18 protein-coding genes are annotated in these 17,000 nt (G+C 42.4%); 11 read left to right on the forward strand and 7 right to left on the reverse strand.

Annotated elements, in window-relative coordinates; translation table 11 throughout:
- Positions 1–78: 78 nt before the first annotated feature.
- A complete protein-coding gene (locus AB6N04_RS11370) occupies positions 79–792 on the forward strand; it encodes an NUDIX domain-containing protein (protein ID WP_369308410.1) in 714 nt (237 codons plus the stop codon).
- Between the two features lie 48 nt (positions 793–840).
- On the opposite strand, the gene AB6N04_RS11375 is transcribed toward AB6N04_RS11370, so the two are convergent.
- The 5 genes from AB6N04_RS11375 to AB6N04_RS11395 form a co-directional block, all read right to left on the reverse strand.
- A complete protein-coding gene (locus tag AB6N04_RS11375; protein ID WP_369308411.1) occupies positions 841–1,368 on the reverse strand; it encodes a protein K in 528 nt (175 codons plus the stop codon).
- A gap of 112 nt (positions 1,369–1,480) precedes the next feature.
- The gene (locus AB6N04_RS11380; RefSeq protein ID WP_369308412.1) at positions 1,481–1,981 is read right to left on the reverse strand and encodes a protein disulfide oxidoreductase; all 501 of its coding nucleotides are present in this window, start codon (positions 1,979–1,981) and stop codon (positions 1,481–1,483) included.
- A 254-nt stretch (positions 1,982–2,235) separates the two neighbouring features.
- Positions 2,236–2,967: a DsbA family protein gene (locus tag AB6N04_RS11385; protein ID WP_369308413.1), complete on the reverse strand. Its 732-nt coding sequence runs from the start codon at positions 2,965–2,967 to the stop codon at positions 2,236–2,238.
- A complete protein-coding gene (locus AB6N04_RS11390) occupies positions 2,964–5,045 on the reverse strand; it encodes a protein-disulfide reductase DsbD family protein (protein WP_369308414.1) in 2,082 nt (693 codons plus the stop codon). Before AB6N04_RS11390 ends, AB6N04_RS11385 begins: the two co-directional genes overlap by 4 nt.
- A gap of 48 nt (positions 5,046–5,093) precedes the next feature.
- Positions 5,094–5,435 (reverse strand): metal resistance protein, encoded by a 342-nt coding sequence (locus AB6N04_RS11395; RefSeq protein ID WP_369308415.1) that lies wholly within the window; start codon positions 5,433–5,435, stop codon positions 5,094–5,096.
- Between the two features lie 653 nt (positions 5,436–6,088).
- Between AB6N04_RS11395 and AB6N04_RS11400 the strand changes: the two genes are divergently transcribed.
- From AB6N04_RS11400 to AB6N04_RS11415, 4 genes are all read left to right on the forward strand, one after another.
- The gene (locus AB6N04_RS11400; RefSeq protein WP_369308416.1) at positions 6,089–6,982 is read left to right on the forward strand and encodes an amino acid ABC transporter substrate-binding protein; all 894 of its coding nucleotides are present in this window, start codon (positions 6,089–6,091) and stop codon (positions 6,980–6,982) included.
- A 388-nt stretch (positions 6,983–7,370) separates the two neighbouring features.
- Entirely contained in the window at positions 7,371–8,111 is a 741-nt protein-coding gene (locus AB6N04_RS11405; protein WP_369308417.1) for an amino acid ABC transporter permease, read from the forward strand.
- A 4-nt stretch (positions 8,112–8,115) separates the two neighbouring features.
- Entirely contained in the window at positions 8,116–8,793 is a 678-nt protein-coding gene (gene gltK, locus AB6N04_RS11410; protein ID WP_206085472.1) for a glutamate/aspartate ABC transporter permease GltK, read from the forward strand.
- Positions 8,790–9,515 (forward strand): amino acid ABC transporter ATP-binding protein, encoded by a 726-nt coding sequence (locus tag AB6N04_RS11415; RefSeq protein ID WP_369308418.1) that lies wholly within the window; start codon positions 8,790–8,792, stop codon positions 9,513–9,515. Before gltK ends, AB6N04_RS11415 begins: the two co-directional genes overlap by 4 nt.
- A gap of 65 nt (positions 9,516–9,580) precedes the next feature.
- Here the strand turns inward: AB6N04_RS11415 and AB6N04_RS11420 are convergent, their stop codons facing one another.
- A complete protein-coding gene (locus tag AB6N04_RS11420; protein WP_369308419.1) occupies positions 9,581–9,994 on the reverse strand; it encodes a GFA family protein in 414 nt (137 codons plus the stop codon).
- A 364-nt stretch (positions 9,995–10,358) separates the two neighbouring features.
- On the opposite strand from AB6N04_RS11420, the gene leuS reads away from it, so the two are divergent.
- From leuS to nadD, 4 genes are read left to right on the forward strand one after another with little or no spacing between them, the layout of a single operon-like run.
- The gene (gene leuS / locus AB6N04_RS11425) at positions 10,359–12,941 is read left to right on the forward strand and encodes a leucine--tRNA ligase (RefSeq protein ID WP_369312085.1); all 2,583 of its coding nucleotides are present in this window, start codon (positions 10,359–10,361) and stop codon (positions 12,939–12,941) included.
- A 30-nt stretch (positions 12,942–12,971) separates the two neighbouring features.
- Positions 12,972–13,511, forward strand: a complete 540-nt coding sequence (lptE, locus tag AB6N04_RS11430; protein WP_369308420.1) for an LPS assembly lipoprotein LptE — start codon at positions 12,972–12,974, stop codon at positions 13,509–13,511.
- Positions 13,511–14,542: a DNA polymerase III subunit delta gene (gene holA, locus AB6N04_RS11435; protein WP_369308421.1), complete on the forward strand. Its 1,032-nt coding sequence runs from the start codon at positions 13,511–13,513 to the stop codon at positions 14,540–14,542. Before lptE ends, holA begins: the two co-directional genes overlap by 1 nt.
- A complete protein-coding gene (nadD, locus tag AB6N04_RS11440) occupies positions 14,535–15,206 on the forward strand; it encodes a nicotinate-nucleotide adenylyltransferase (protein ID WP_369308422.1) in 672 nt (223 codons plus the stop codon). The genes holA and nadD overlap by 8 nt, the downstream gene beginning before the upstream one ends.
- Here the strand turns inward: nadD and AB6N04_RS11445 are convergent.
- Entirely contained in the window at positions 15,197–15,922 is a 726-nt protein-coding gene (locus tag AB6N04_RS11445) for a YbgA family protein (RefSeq protein WP_369308423.1), read from the reverse strand. The genes nadD and AB6N04_RS11445 overlap by 10 nt on opposite strands.
- Before the next feature lie 265 nt (positions 15,923–16,187).
- On the opposite strand from AB6N04_RS11445, the gene rsfS reads away from it, so the two are divergent.
- A complete protein-coding gene (gene rsfS / locus AB6N04_RS11450; protein ID WP_369308424.1) occupies positions 16,188–16,514 on the forward strand; it encodes a ribosome silencing factor in 327 nt (108 codons plus the stop codon).
- Between the two features lie 2 nt (positions 16,515–16,516).
- Positions 16,517–16,987 carry a 23S rRNA (pseudouridine(1915)-N(3))-methyltransferase RlmH gene (rlmH, locus tag AB6N04_RS11455; RefSeq protein WP_369308425.1) on the forward strand — a complete coding sequence of 157 codons (471 nt, stop codon included), beginning with the start codon at positions 16,517–16,519 and terminating at the stop codon, positions 16,985–16,987.
- Positions 16,988–17,000: the final 13 nt, after the last annotated feature.

Raw genomic sequence — 17,000 nt, forward strand, 5'->3', positions numbered from 1 at the left:
AATGTCTTAATGACAATAAATATTTTTGCGTGTATGATTTAGCTTTACATACCATCTTTGGCTTTGAGTGATAACACTATGAATGAAAAAGAATTTCTTGCTAACTATGACAGAAAAGATTATTTATCACCTTTACTCACTGTCGATGCGGTTTTGTTTACTTACCATGAAAATACATTGAAGGTCTTGCTCGTTGAACGGGCTAATTTTCCAGAAAAAGGGAAATGGGGATTACCGGGAGGGTTTATTGATGAGCAAAATGATCAAACCATCGAAGATGCTGTTTTACGTAAGTTAAAAGAAAAAACAGGGGTGATCCCACCTTATATTGAACAGCTTTGTACAGTGGGAAACCACCAACGGGATCCACGGGGTTGGTCTGTAACTGTGTGCTACACCGCATTGATTGCTTACCAAGCCTGCGAACCCCATATTGAAACAGTGGACTCCGTCAAATGGGTAGCGATTGATGACATTGAGCAATTATCCCTCGCATTTGATCATCTTGAACTTTACCAACAAGCTAGAGAGCGTTTAACACAAAAATCCCTGTATTCAATTGTGCCAGGTTTTGCCCTACCCGATGTGTTTACCTTAGCAGAATTGCAACATGTGCATGAAGTATTGATTGGTAAGCCCTTGCAAAATAAGTCTTTTAGACGTCGTCTAGAGCAAGCCGATTTATTGATTGATACGGGGGAAAAACGTCATGAACGTGGCCGACCGGCTAATTTATACCGCTTAAAACCGCAATCGGCAGATTATCGCTTTATTCGCAATTTAGAGTTTTAACCGCCAACAGGCCTGATAAGTCGCCATTATCAGGCATAATAGCCAACCCTAGTGACAAATAGCAGGGGTCACAATGTAGGTGAAAACCAATTTATCTGATTTATGATAATTGTGCGTGATCCCTTCAGGGAACATTTCATGCAGCATTTTCATCCCTGCATCTTTACCACAATAGTTTTTATCTAAGATCTCACGCATATTTTGCTGCCAACTTTCACCTTCCAACACCTTATCTGGGATACCTTTAATGGTGTACTGGTAAAACAACATCCCATTTTTGGCGGTGACCTCCGTTAATAGCGTCACATCATCAATCAACATCGGTAGTGATTTTGCCATTTCAGACAGGAAAACATCGCGCAATAAGGTCGGATCATCGTCACCTTTAGCATTAAACGCATTGATTTTTTCTTCCGTTGAATTCGCTTTAATTTCGTCATAACGCTGTTGTAATTCTGAGTTTGCCGTCGTTGCTGAGGGTTGTTCAACTGGTTTTTTCTCTTCAACATCAGGGGAACATCCGGCGATTAATACCACACCTAAAAATAAACCAACCACTTTTCTAAACATAAACATTCCATCCACCTAATTTTATTATTTATATAGCCGAATGAGTTTAGCACAACGGTAAATTAAACTTATAGACAGAAAAATCCCCTTTTTCAATCTAAAGGGGACGATGGAAATATTAGAATGATGCCAGCCACATGCGCATTTTTAAGCCGTAAGAGCTGGTCCAACCCGAAGTAAAGCTGACTAATTCCCCGTTATCAATCACCATAAATGTTGGCGTTGCACTAACCCCGACAGCGTTGGAAAGCTGCCCGCTAATGTCATTAATAACTGGAAAGTTGAGATCTTTCTTTACCATGCCATTAATTAAACGCGGGGTTTCACCTGAGCGTATTGCAACCGAGATAATCGGCATACCCGACTGGCTTAAATCGGATACCGTTGGCGATGTTAAATTGCATACCCCACACCATGTCGCCCAAAAGTAAACCAATATGGGTTTTTCTCTGCTTAATTCTGCCAATGAAACGGATTCACCATTGGCCAAAGTGTGTTGTTCTAATAGTACAGGCGCAAGGGTTTGTGGCTTGCGCCACAGGTCCATGACTGTGAAGGCAACAAATAAAATAATCGCCAAAACAATAAGCTCTTTAGACCACTTTTTTAGTCTATTCATGCTGTTATTTACCTATTTGTTATCAAATAGTACAAATCTAAGATGCAAGAAACCAAAGCATTCAATCGAAATTAATGCTCTTCTATTTAGGCTTAGGCAAAATGTATTGTTTCCTGATTCTCTTATGCGCTTTCTTAGCGCTTATCCTCTAAATAATTCGTGTTGTGGCTGGGCAGCAAGAGGAGCTAAGCCAACAACACCACAGCACGAAGTATGACGAGCATACGCCACAGCGCGAACTATGACGAGGAAGATTATTTCAGCTTGGCTAACTGCTCCTTCACCACCGCTTCAAACTGCTGTGCATCGATAGCCCCTGGGATCATCTCATCGCCCACTAACGTCGCTGGCGTTCCATTGACCCCAAGTTTTTCCGCCAACATCATATTGGTGCGGATACCTTCACGGCTTTTCTCACTCGCTTTGAGCTTATCGTTACCTGTTGCTTTGAGTGCATCTTTAATATTCGCATCGGATAACATGCCTTGTTTTTGCATAAACTTATGATGTAGTGCTTCGAATGCTTTTGGATCTTCCTGCCACAGTGTCATGGTCAGTTGTGCTGAATCTAAAGACGTTTGCCCCTTAAAAGGTAAGTACTTGATCACCACAGCAACGTCATCGGGATATTTTTTTACAATATCGACCAATTGAGGATCAAAGCGTTTGCAATACGGGCAGTTAAAATCGGTAAAGTTGACAAGAACCAGCTTGGCATCTTTTTTCCCCAAACGCGGACTTGTTGGGTCATTAAATAGTGCGTCGTGCTCCGCTTTGAGTGTTTCTTTCATCTGCGCTTGTTGCTTTTCGCCTTGTTTTGCTTGCAGAGCAACTATTGCTTCTTCGAGAATTTCTGGGTTTTCAACTAATGTATCACGCACTAACTTTCGTACTTGTGCTTCTTGGTCTGCCGTTAATGGTGCGCCTTGTGCTGTTGCACCGATCATGAGAGATGAGAACAGAACAGCTAAAATTGTTTTTTTCATTTTGTGGCTCCTTTGGCCTGATTCATAACTGAGATTAGCGATCCACGGTCAAGTATTGTTGACAGTACTTCGCCGTCGGCCAAATTAGGGCCATAAATCTGATTAAAGGGAACTGCAACTTGCCCACGTTTTTGCAAAAACGCAGTAATTTCAGGAGAGGGTTTTGTCCAATCTCCACGTAATGCGACAACATCAGGCTCACTGAGTAGCTGCTGAATATCATCTCTTAATAATACATTGTATTTGTTTGCCTTACAGGTAACACACCATTCCGCAGTAACATCAATAAAGACTCGCTGGTTATTGGCCAACGCCTCATTAATCGCCTGCTCCGTCAAAGGCTGCCAGTTAACCGAATCTTTCACCAATGCACGGCTTCCAGTCTGCTGGTCTTGAGTCATCCAAACAAAGGCCCCTGCAAACAGTGCAAATAACACGAATGGGAAAATGGCTGCTTTTATTCCCCTTTTGATAGCAATAAAGACCACCAGCAAAACTAAGAATATCATCGCAATCGCCGTGGAATAAGTTGCACCAAAATGGGGAATTAACAAGCTAATCAACCATAGGCTAGACACTAACATCATCAGACCAAGTACAGCGCGCAACTTCAACATCCATGTACCTGGTTTGGGTAATAATTTAGCGATAGCAGGGAAAGCGGCAATCAGCAACCAAGGTAAGCTCATCCCTATACCTAATGCAGTGAAAATAAGCCAGAGTTCACTCATCGGTGCCGCAAGGGCAAAAGCCACTGCTGTGCCCAAAAATGGTGCAGAACACGGTGTAGCTAACAGCGTAGCAAAAACTCCCTGCCAAAAATGACCACTATTACCATGACCACCCGCCGTCGCAAGACGTGTGTTAGTTTTACTGCCAAGATTAATTTCGAATAGACCAAATAAATTCGCGGTAAACAGAGCAGTCACCAGCACCATAAACCCAATAAACCACGGATTTTGAAATTGAATTCCCCAGCCAACCGCTTGCTGACCAACCCGTAGCAACGTCATCAGCAGGGCGAGTAACCAAAAGGAGACTAAGATCCCTGAGGAAGACAGCAAAAATTGGCGACGAATAGTTTTTTGCTCACCTTGAGGCACCATCAGCACGGAGCCCAGTTTCATTGCAAGCACAGGGAGAACGCATGGCATTAAGTTAAGAATTAATCCCCCAACGACAGCGAATAAGACGACTTGCCACAAGGCGATCGCACTGCCAGCACTATTTTGACTGATCACACCAGTAAATGGCGTTACTTCACTGCTAATTTGCTGGGAAATGTCACCATCAGTGACCACAAAAGAGACTGTTTTACCTGTTAAGTCTGGTGACGCCTCGCCCCAATCATCGCTTACATCGATAGTTGCAGTGAGGTTATTTCCTGATGTTTTAATGACAGGCACCCCTAAGATTGCCCCTTCCACCACATCAGTGAAAATGTTCGGTTTAACCCATGGATTACCTGAGCTTTTTTGCAACTCAATAACCAGCTTTTCATTCGCAAAGCCGGTTTTTATTTGCTCGACTAAGCCACTCGTTGGCGGCACAGCCCCTTTGGCTTGATTAAAAGCCCATATAAAATCAGCGGGGGTTGGCTCGGTTAAATCAAGTTCAAAGGGATAATCCGTTAAAATACACACATTACTACAGGTCGATAGCGTTAAAACCCCAGCGAGTTTAGTGAGCTTTTCAGCACTGGAAACCGTAATAGGGAAGATAATATCCCCCATATACCCCTGAGTTGACACCCCAGCAACATCAAAGCGTCCCGGAGCTGGCCATTGCCAATCCACCGTTTCGATAGGGGTTGACCAAACTATTTCAGGCGCAACGCCGCCTTCTCCCGGTGAACGCCAATATGTTTTCCAGCCATCATCAAGTTTTACATCCAACAAAATATCTATTTTGCCATCATCTTGTTGGGTTGAACTTAACAGACGAACTTGTGCATGCATTGGTGTGTTATCACTCATCCAACCCGTTTTCGCAGGTTGTAACCACCCCGTATCCGCAGCCTGTAAGCTGCTAGAAAATAAAGCAAATAAAATCAAAAATGAATTAATTAAAAAACGCATTGTTTCCTCCAGAATAAATTACACAAACGAATGGCAATTCGTTGTGCGCTAATTCCGAAGATTACAAAACTGTAAATGTCGTCTGACTCTGGGAGGGGCATGTTTTTCTTCATTGTTTGCTCTAGATATAAATAGATTAGTGCAAAATACCATTAATGCAGCTAAAGCAAGGAACATAAAGAAGAAAGGTTCAATAACAGCAGGCAACAATGTGACTAAAGATTTAGCACTAAGCTCACAACTGGAAAGATGCGTACTGCTATCACTCTGTTCTAATTGAGATTTATCTATATAGGTAAGGTTAGACCCAGCACTGCTTTGTGTGTGACCTAAAACGTTTGGCACCAAAAAATTGGCAAATAGACGCTCTCCGACGGCACGTTGATTCATACAAACCAACACCATCAGACAGGCGAATATCACTAATCCTTTACCTAATTTTAAATGCCTGTTCATGCGTTTCTCGGTATATCTTCCTGAAATAACACCAACTAAACAACTTTAGCAATAATAACGATAAAAATCGAACTTTGACTAATACCGCTATGCCATCTATAAGTTAAATGGAGGTTACATCTTACACAGCAAAATATTCCGTACAAGTACCATCATCTAACTTTACAAATACGTTTTCCTTTTCGATAAACAAAAGTTCAGCTATCTCTAAAACTAGGCACAGAAATTGCTACATCTTACACAGAAATGAAAGTGACCCTAATTTGCACCTTAACCGTGCATGATTATCAGTTTTAAACAATTTTTAGTCGTTATCCGTCATATTAGTGCGCTGATTCAAGGATCCACCAAATAATATGCGAGATAGCTCTCGAAATTGAAACAATTCAATTTCATTGGTTAACAAATTTAATTACTTTTTAACAATAATAAAACATACAGCCGATAATCGTGGTATTATCTAAATCCTCGATATATCAGCAAATACAACACTACAAAGCCAGCGTCATTCAAATGTAACTTCGTTCTATGGCAGGGGACATTTGAAGTATGACGGGTTTACACCGATGTTTGAAAGGAGCTGTAATATGCGTATAAGTAAGCTTGTATTATCAATGATGCTTTTAGGTGCAACCTGCGCGGTTCAAGCAGATGAGTTAAACGGTACTCTGAAAAAAATCAAAGACAACGGTGTGATTGTTGTTGGCCACCGAGAATCCTCCGTGCCATTTTCTTATTATGACAATAACCAAAAAGTCGTTGGCTATTCGCAGGACTACTCAAACGAAATCGTTGATGCAGTGAAGAAAAAATTAAACATGCCTGATCTGCAAGTAAAATTAATTCCAATTACATCGCAAAACCGTATTCCATTGCTACAAAATGGTACCTTTGACTTCGAATGTGGTTCAACCACCAATAACGTAGAAAGACAAAAACAAGCTGCGTTCTCCAACACGATTTTCGTGGTTGGTACACGCTTACTCACTAAGAATGATTCTGGTGTCAAAGATTTTGCTGACTTAGCAGGAAAAAACGTAGTTGTAACCTCCGGTACAACGTCTGAAATTCTGTTAAATCAGCTAAATGACGAAAAGAACATGAAAATGCGCATTATCAGCGCCAAAGACCATGGCGATTCATTCCGTACCTTAGAATCTGGTCGCGCCGTTGCCTTTATGATGGACGATGCTCTGTTAGCCGGTGAGCGTGCGAAAGCGAAAAAACCTGAAATTTGGGAGATCGTTGGTAAGCCACAAACAGAAGAAGCGTATGGCTGTATGCTGCGTAAAGACGATCCGCAATTTAAAGCGCTGGTCGATGAAACTATCGCAGCGGTACAAACCTCAGGAAAAGCTGAAAAATCATTTGATCGCTGGTTCAATCAACCTATCCCACCAAAAAATCTGAATCTGAAGTTTACGTTGTCCGACGAAATGAAAGCGCTATTTAAAGCGCCAAATGACAAAGCACTAAACTAATAAAAAAGACAAACAGGGTGTTACTGGAAGTCAGGGTAGCAAGGCGGTCGTTCCCCGCCTTGCTTACTCTACTTAAGGCAGTTTATCTTTCCTGCTGATTTTGACAGCTAAGGAAGGTCAAAAAAATAACCCAAACAATGGATAAATGTGTCAATCAAGCTGACTGACTCTTATTTGAATGAAGTATGATGCTTAAACGCTGCCTTATGGGTTCGATTAAAGCGAGTTTCACGCATTTGATGCTACGTTAAGGACTCTATCCGAGTTCACTCGGCGGCGAATTTCTCGCCTTGCCTAATATGACGTTAATTCGAATAAAAATCGGCCTTCAAAGATAAGCAGCCCCTAGTATTCGGGACAATCTAATTGCCCACAGGAAGTCAATATTATGTCAATCAATTGGAATTGGGGGATTTTCCTTCAGGAAGCCCCATTTGGGAATACCACCTATTTAGGGTGGTTAATATCTGGCTTAGAAGTCACTGTTACACTTTCTATTTGCGCATGGATTATCGCATTCTTAGTCGGTTCATTTTTCGGTATTTTGCGTACCGTCCCTAACCGCTTTTTAGCTTTTTTAGGGACTGCTTATGTGGAATTATTCCGTAACGTGCCACTCATTGTACAATTTTTCACATGGTATTTAGTGATCCCTGAGCTGCTTCCGCGCTCAATCGGTGATTGGTTTAAAATGGAGTTAGATCCTAACTATCAATTCTTTCTCTCCTCGATGTTATGCCTTGGGTTATTTACGGCTGCACGTATGACCGAACAAGTACGCGCCGCAATACAATCCCTGCCAAGAGGGCAAAAAAATGCCGCTTTGGCGATGGGCTTAACCTTGCCACAAACCTATCGCTACGTGTTATTACCAAATGCGTATCGCGTAATATTGCCACCAATGACCTCAGAAATGTTGAACTTGGTGAAAAACTCTGCCATTGCCTCAACCATCGGGTTAGTCGATATGGCAGCACAAGCAGGCAAATTGCTGGATTACTCTGCCCATGCCTGGGAGTCATTCACTGCAATTACATTAGCTTATATCGGTATTAACGTTATCATTATGATTTTGATGACGTTATTAGAGCGCAAGGTTCGCTTACCTGGCACATTAGGAGGGCGATAAAATGATTTATGATTTTGATTGGAGCTCAATAGCCCCAAGTATGCCCTTCTTAATTGATGGCTTTATTGTGACAGCTAAAATTACCTTAACCGCTATAGTGGTGGGCATTTTATGGGGAACCGTATTAGCGGTCATGCGCTTGTCAACCTTCAAGCCAATTAGCTGGTTTGCGGCTCTCTATGTGAATACGTTCCGTTCGATTCCACTGGTTATGGTCTTGTTATGGTTCTATTTAATCGTACCGAGCTTATTACAAAATGTGCTAGGCTTATCACCAAAAAATGATATTCGTTTGATTTCAGCAATGATAGCCTTCTCTCTTTTTGAAGCGGCCTATTATTCCGAAATCATTCGTGCAGGTATTCAAAGTATTTCCCGTGGTCAAGCCTCTGCGGCATTAGCACTCGGCATGACACAAATGCAAACCATGAGACTGGTGGTATTACCGCAAGCGTTTAAAGCGATGGTACCTCTGTTATTAACGCAAGGTATTGTGTTATTTCAGGACTCATCCCTTGTGTATGTCCTGAGCTTAACCGATTTCTTCCGTACTGCCACAAATATTGGTGAACGAGATGGCACGCAGGTAGAGATGGTACTGTTTGCAGGTCTGGTGTACTTTATTATTAGTTTTGGCGCTTCAATGTTAGTGAATTATCTAAAGAAAAGGACTGTTTCATGATTACCCTGAAAAATGTCTCTAAATGGTATGGCCAATTTCAGGTGCTGACAGACTGCACAACTGAAGTTAAAAAAGGCGAAGTTGTGGTAGTTTGTGGGCCATCTGGTTCAGGTAAATCCACATTAATAAAAACAGTGAATGGTTTGGAACCTATTCAACAGGGTGAGATTTTTGTGAATGATATTCAAGTTAATAGCAAAAAAACAGACCTTGCGAAACTGCGTTCTAAAGTGGGGATGGTATTCCAACACTTTGAATTATTTCCACACCTATCCATTATTGAAAACCTGACGCTGGCGCAAGTCAAAGTACTTAACCGCGATAAAAAAGAAGCAGAAGCGAAAGGCTTGAAACTACTAGAACGGGTGGGTTTAGCTAACCACGCCAATAAGTTCCCCGCTCAGCTTTCAGGCGGTCAGCAACAGCGTGTTGCTATCGCACGTGCACTTTGCATGGATCCAATCGCCATGTTATTTGATGAGCCTACGTCTGCACTTGACCCTGAAATGATCAACGAGGTGCTTGATGTGATGGTAGAACTCGCCAATGAAGGAATGACCATGATGGTGGTCACTCATGAAATGGGCTTTGCCAAAAAAGTGGCCAATCGCGTCATTTTTATGGATGAAGGTAAGATTGTTGAAGATAGCAAGAAAGAAGATTTCTTCGCTAATCCACAATCAGAGCGCGCCAAAGATTTCTTGGCGAAAATTCTGCATTAAGTGTTTAACTGTGTGGCAGAAGGTCGTCAGATTATCTGCCACATGTTACTCATATTCCATCGTTATTAGCTTTTATTTAATTCTTTATAAATCAGTTTTCCAATAACACCACCACCGCCATCTTTAGGATGGTTAATGCCGTCCATGACGTTGACCTCAGCAAAATCAAACGGGGAGACGCCCTCTATACAAGCCACATTAACCCCATATTCTTCCGGATTGGAACGTCTTTGGTGAAAAGTATAAATTCCACATACTGAGCAGAAAAAATGCACCGCTTGACGAGTATTAAAACGGTATTCAGTCAGTTTTTCTTTGCCCTCAACAACCTTTATCCCTGACAATGGCGCGGAAATGGCAATCGCGCCTCGCATAGCACAAAAAGAGCAATTACAACGGCGAATGGTATTAAACCCATTGGTCGGTTCCACAGTAAATTTTACTGCGCCACAGTGGCACTGTGCATTTAGCTTAGTCATTCGATATCCTCACGTTTGTCTCCATATTTTATTTTAGTGCAATCTACTCATCTTTGCAGATCGCTGCATTTTCATCCATCTTACAATGTCCCCTTGCTTGCCCAAAAATCAATAACAACTCACTGAATTTGAAATAGTTCAAGAAACCACTACCATTTGCCTGACTTTTTAGTTAAGTTGTTTGGTTATCAGCGTAAAATATCCTGATCCGTTCCCCGAAAAGCAATGTCCAGCTTCCCCCGCAGGTTCAGCTAATCAACTATTGTTGTTTTCGGTGTGGATCCGCTATGCTATGCGGATCTTAATTAAGAAAGACATTCACGCTACAGATGTAGCATTTATTCACCATAGGATTATCGGTGCCATGCAAGAACAATATCGTCCAGAAGATATAGAGCCTAAAGTACAGCGTCACTGGGATGAAAAAGCAACTTTCAAAGTGACTGAAGACAACAGCAAAGAGAAATATTACTGCCTGTCCATGCTACCTTACCCTTCTGGTCGACTACACATGGGCCACGTACGTAACTACACCATTGGTGACGTCATTTCCCGTTACCAACGTATGTTGGGGAAAAACGTTCTCCAACCCATTGGTTGGGATGCGTTTGGTCTGCCAGCGGAAGGCGCTGCTGTTAAAAATAATACAGCACCAGCGCCTTGGACATACGCCAACATTGATTACATGAAAGGCCAACTGAAAATGTTGGGCTTCGGTTATGATTGGGATCGTGAAGTCACCACTTGTACCCCTGAATATTATCGTTGGGAACAGTGGTTTTTCACTAAGTTATATGAAAAAGGCTTAGTGTATAAAAAAACTTCCGCGGTTAACTGGTGTCCACATGATTTAACCGTTTTAGCGAACGAACAAGTGGTTGATGGTTGCTGCTGGCGTTGCGACACCCCTGTTGAACGCAAAGAAATTCCACAATGGTTTATTAAAATCACAGATTACGCAGAAGAATTGCTCAACGATCTGGATAAATTAGAAGATTGGCCTGAGCAAGTTAAAACCATGCAACGCAACTGGATCGGCCGCTCTGAAGGGACTGAAATTACCTTTAACGTAGCTGATCGTGCTGAAACATTAACGGTTTACACCACTCGTCCAGATACCTTTATGGGGGCAACTTATGTCGCAGTTGCTGCGGGCCACCCACTAGCAAAAGAAGCGGCAGCAAATAATGCTGAATTAGCCCAATTTATCGATGAATGCCGTAACACCAAAACCGCTGAAGCGGATATGGCGACTATGGATAAAAAAGGCATGGCGACAGGCTTATATGTTATCCACCCATTAACCCAAGAAAAATTACCTATTTGGGTCGCTAACTTTGTGTTAATGGAATACGGCACAGGTGCAGTAATGGCGGTTCCTGCTCATGACCAACGTGACTGGGAGTTTGCTCACAAGTACAACCTGCCAATTAAAGCCGTCATTGCTGATGCAGAAGGTCATGAACCCGATTTATCTAAAGAAGCCATGACAGAGAAAAATTCCCTGATCAATTCAGGCGAATTTAGCGGTTTAGATCATGAGGCAGGCTTTAATGCGATTTCTGACAAACTGGTTGCGTTAGGTGCTGGTCAGCGTAAAGTGAATTATCGTTTACGTGACTGGGGGGTTTCTCGCCAACGCTACTGGGGTGCACCGATCCCAATGGCAACATTGGAAGATGGCACTGTTGTGCCTGTTCCTGAAGATCAACTGCCAGTGATTTTACCTGAAGATGTAGTCATGAATGGTATCACCAGCCCGATTAAAGCAGATCCTGAGTGGGCGAAAATCACCATTGATGGTCAGCCCGCACTGCGTGAAACGGATACTTTCGATACCTTTATGGAATCATCTTGGTACTACGCACGTTATACTTGTCCGCAACATAACGAAGGTATGTTAGATCCAACCGCAGCCAACTACTGGTTGCCTGTTGATCAATATATCGGCGGTATCGAACACGCCATCATGCACTTAATGTACTTCCGCTTCTTCCACAAACTGATGCGCGATGCAGGCTTAGTGAATTCCGATGAACCTGCTAAACGCTTACTGTGTCAAGGCATGGTATTAGCCGATGCGTTCTACTATACAGGAAGTGACGGTCAACGCGTTTGGGTTTCACCAGCAGAAGCAATTGTTGAACGTGATAGCAAAAACCGAATTGTTAAAGCCGTAGATGCGCAAGGTCATGAACTGGTTTATACCGGCATGAGCAAAATGTCTAAGTCCAAAAATAACGGTATTGACCCGCAACTGATGGTTGAGAAATACGGTGCAGATACTGTTCGCCTGTTTATGATGTTCGCCGCTCCGCCAGAATTAACCCTCGAATGGCAAGAGTCAAGCGTTGAAGGTGCAAACCGTTTCGTTCGTCGTGTCTGGCGTTTAGTGCATGAGCACACACAAAAAGGTGCAGTTTCATCTTTAGATCTCAATGCATTAACCCCAGAACAAAAAGATTTACGTCGTGATCTGCACAAAACTATCGCGAAGGTGACGGATGATATTGGTCGTCGCTATGCATTCAATACCGCTATCGCTGCCATTATGGAGTTTATGAACAAATTAGTTCGTGCACCACAAGAAAGCGAACAAGACCGCGCATTAGTACAAGAGTCTCTTGATGCGATTACCTTGATGCTCAACCCTATTATTCCACATGCGTGTTTCGAAATGTGGAAAGCGCTGGGTCATGAAGAAGATGTTGATTTTGCAAATTGGCCCGTCGCTGACGAACAAGCGATGATTGATGACACCAAACTGGTGGTTGTTCAAGTCAATGGTAAAGTGCGTGGGCGTATTACCGTTCCAGCTGATGCCAATCAGGAATTTGTCTTAGATATGGCACAAAAAGAGCCGAGCGTCGCGAAATATCTTGAAGAAGTCAGTATTCGCAAAGTAATCTATGTACCAGGCAAATTGCTGAACCTTGTTGTAGGTTGATATTAGGTTGTTGGCTGATAAGGAGGCCAGGTGCGTTATCTGATAACTTTATTTTTGAGTCTTGCGGTGCTAGTCACCGCTGGTTGCGGTTTTCGTTTACAGGGGACAACCCAAATTCCTGAAGAATTGAAAACATTGCAACTGAGTTCAAACGACCCATACGGCTACCTAACACGAGCTCTTCGGGAACAACTGCGACTCAATAACGTGACGATCCTCGAAACAGGCAACGCGAGCGTCCCAATTTTGAAAATCACCGGTTCAAGTGAAAACACCGAAACCGTTTCGATTTATCAAGATGGTAAGGCTGCCGAGAAACAATTAACGTTCACCATGAATGCGCAAGTTTTGATGCCAGATGGTGCGATTTACCCGCTGCAAAGTCGCGTAGAACGCACTTTCTTTGATAATCCATTAGAAGCACTTGCAAAAGATGCGGAAAAAGAGATTGTTAAGCAAGAAATGCAAGAGCAAGCGGCACGAAATATCGTTCGCAAGCTACTGCTGGTTCACTCAGCTGAGCTTGAAAAAGCCAAAACTCAAGCGGCTGAAACTAACACTCAACCATAATGACGCGTATTTACCCTGAACAGCTGGCCTCTTCGTTACAAGAGTCTCTAAGAGGCCGCTATTTAATTTGGGGCAATGAGCCCCTTCTTCTTCAAGAAAGTCAGGATGCGATCCGCAAAGCCGCCACTGATCAGGGCTTTGCAGAGCATTTTACTTTCACCCTAGAGCAAAACACGGATTGGGATGAAATTTTTAGCTTGAGTCAAGCACTAAGCTTATTCGCCAGCCGCCAAACGCTCACCTTACTGCTCCCCGAAAATGGCCCAAATGCGGCTATGGCGGAAAAATTAAACCAATTAGCGCCATTATTGCATGCTGATCTCCTGTTGGTGCTACGAGGTCATAAACTAACCAAAGCTCAAGAAAACAGTCCATGGTTTAAAGCGATTAGCCAAGATGCAATTTATGTCAGTTGCTTAACGCCTGAATATCAGCGTTTACCTCAATGGGTATCTAAACGGGCATACAGTATGCGGCTATCTCTGGAAGCAGAAGCCAATCAACTACTATGTTATTGCTATGAAGGGAATTTATTGGGTCTAGCCCAAGCCCTTGAACGACTTTCGTTGCTTTACCCTGATGGTAAATTGACCTATCCCCGTGTTGAAAGTGCGGTAAATGATTCAGCACACTTCACGCCATATCATTGGGTTGATGCCCTATTGGCGGGGAAACCACGCCGTTCGTGGCATATTCTTGAGCAATTACAGCAAGAAGATGTTGAGCCAGTTATTTTACTGCGTTCAATCCAGCGTGAACTGATGCTGCTTGTCACCTTAAAACGGCAATCATCGGCAACATCTTTAAAAGCGTTGTTTGACCAACACAAAGTCTGGCAAAATCGACGTGGTGTGCTAACTGAAGCTTTACAGCGTTTAAGTTTGCATCAATTACAAGCAGCATTAATGTTGTTAACACAAGCAGAACTTCATATTAAGCAAGATTTTAGCCATGGTGCATGGCCAGATCTTCAATCCCTTTCGATGTTGCTATGCGGCAAGACATTCGCAGAGAATTTTATTCATGGCTGATAACCCCATTTCTCAAGAAAACACACTTGGCCTGCAAGCACTATTTGGTGGAACATTTGACCCAATCCATTATGGTCATTTGCGCCCAGTTCAAGCCCTCGCAGAACAAGTTGGGTTACAGAAGGTTATTTTGCTACCAAACCATGTTCCCCCTCACCGCCCGCAGCCAGAAGCCAGCCCATCACAACGATTGGAAATGGTAAAATTAGCAATCGAAAATCACCCGCTATTTACGATTGATACACGGGAACTGGAAAAAAACACCCCCTCATATACCATTGAAACATTGAAAGAGTTACGTCAAGAAATGGGCACTACTCAGCCCTTAGCCTTTATTATTGGGCAAGACTCACTGCTTTCCATTAATACATGGCATGGATGGGATGAAATATTAGACAACTGCCATTTATTGGTTTGCTCGCGTCCGGGGTACGCAGCACAATTTACTGACCCCAACATGCAAACGTGGCTTTCACAACATAAAACCACCAGCCCTGAACTATTAAACCGTACACCCCACGGTTATATTTTTTTAGGGGATACCCCGCTTGTTAATATATCAGCGACAGATATCCGCCAAAAATTAAGTGCAGGAGATAGCTGCCGAGACTTAATTCCAGAAGCTGTTTTACACTATATTCGTCAGCAAGGTCTTTACCAGTGATAAGGGTTTTCCCGTAACACATTGCAATTAGGATAAGGTGCAAAGAAATATTGTTCTTGAAGGTAGTTATCCGGATATTGCTGCAACAATTGCTGCATCATCATAAGTGGCCGATTAATAGGCAGATTACCTTCACGATAATCATTAATTAGCCACAATAAGCGTTTTTTCTCATCCTGCGTAGCCTTATGTTTAAAATACCCTTGCATATGGCTAAGTGCATTTACTTGAATATTTTTAGGTGAAACCACTGAAAATATTTCCATCAAACAGGCTTTATATTGATTAAAAAAGAGTGTCAAATCACTCCCTTTGCGAATATTGGCAACTAAACGCCCCGTCAATTGATACCCCACAGGGGAATAGGCCATAATCAAATATTTATGACGACTATGAAATTTGATCACTTCATGATGCGTTAAATGTTGCTGCAAATACTCAAGCCGCTGCAAAGTATATAATTGCGTTAAAAAAGCATCCCACTGATCTATATCCTGCAATTTATCTTCCGTTAAAATTGGAATATTTGCGGGAAACCCAGCCATTAATTGAGAAAGATTTTTCGACGCACAAATAACCCCCAATACCGTTCCTGAGTAAGAAATACTCGATAGATTGGTTATGAATTCCACAATAGAAACGATGTCATCCTGCGTTTTAAACGGGATGTGATTAATCTCTTCAAAAATTAAAACTTGTGGCTTAATTATTTGCACTCTATCCATCCCATTCTAAAATATTTGTTAGCGTAAGAACTTTTTTGTTATTTTGTAAAGTTAACACAAACTTCTTGCCCAAATGAGCAATATCCCTATAAATTTCACTTCAAAATGAATAAAAAAGAATTTAGCCGATTTTTCTGAAAATCTAGGGTAAAATGGCTGTGCTAAAAATGAGTCTGATTCGTTTATTGGCAGTAAACTATTTGTCTATAAACTACAAACAGTATCTAACATCGTATTCTGTTTGTTTGAATAAAAGGTGAACCTTTTGCAAGGAACTGAACTCCAAAAATTTATTATCGATCAGCTTGATGATGCGAAAGCCGAAGATATCATCACTATCGATGTTCATGGGAAATCAAGTATTACCGATCAGATGATCATCTGTACAGGAACCTCAAGCCGTCATTTGATGTCTGTTGCTGACAGGTTGATCGACGCTTGCCGCAAAAATGGGCTAATGCCGTTAGGTGTTGAGGGGCAAGGAATTTCTGATTGGATTGTTGTTGATCTTGGCGATGCTATCGTTCACATCATGCAAGATGAAAGTCGCCGTATGTATGAATTAGAAAAACTCTGGAGCTGAGTTTGAAATTACAGCTCATCGCCGTTGGAACAAAAATGCCGGACTGGGTTCAGACCGGCTTTATGGATTATCTCCACCGTTTTCCTAAAGATATGCCGTTTGAATTAACGGAAATTCCAGCCGGAAAACGAGGGAAAAATGCTGATATCAAGCGTATTTTGGAAAAAGAAGGCGAGTTAATGCTTGCCGCTGTGGGAAAAGGTAATCGTATTGTCACACTGGATATTCCAGGTGATCGCTGGGATACGCCCAAACTCGCTGTTCAGCTTGATAGGTGGAAACAAGATGGTCGCAATGTCAGTTTACTGATTGGAGGGCCTGAAGGCCTTGCACCTGCTTGTAAACAAGCCGCTGAGCAAAGCTGGTCGCTGTCACCGCTTACGTTACCCCACCCGCTGGTTCGAGTCCTTGTTGCCGAAAGTCTTTATCGGGCATGGAGTATTACGACTAATCACCCTTACCATCGGGAATAGTTAAGTTTGAATA

The sequence above is a fragment of the Providencia rettgeri genome, from assembly GCF_041075285.1.
Taxonomy (GTDB): domain Bacteria; phylum Pseudomonadota; class Gammaproteobacteria; order Enterobacterales; family Enterobacteriaceae; genus Providencia; species Providencia rettgeri_G.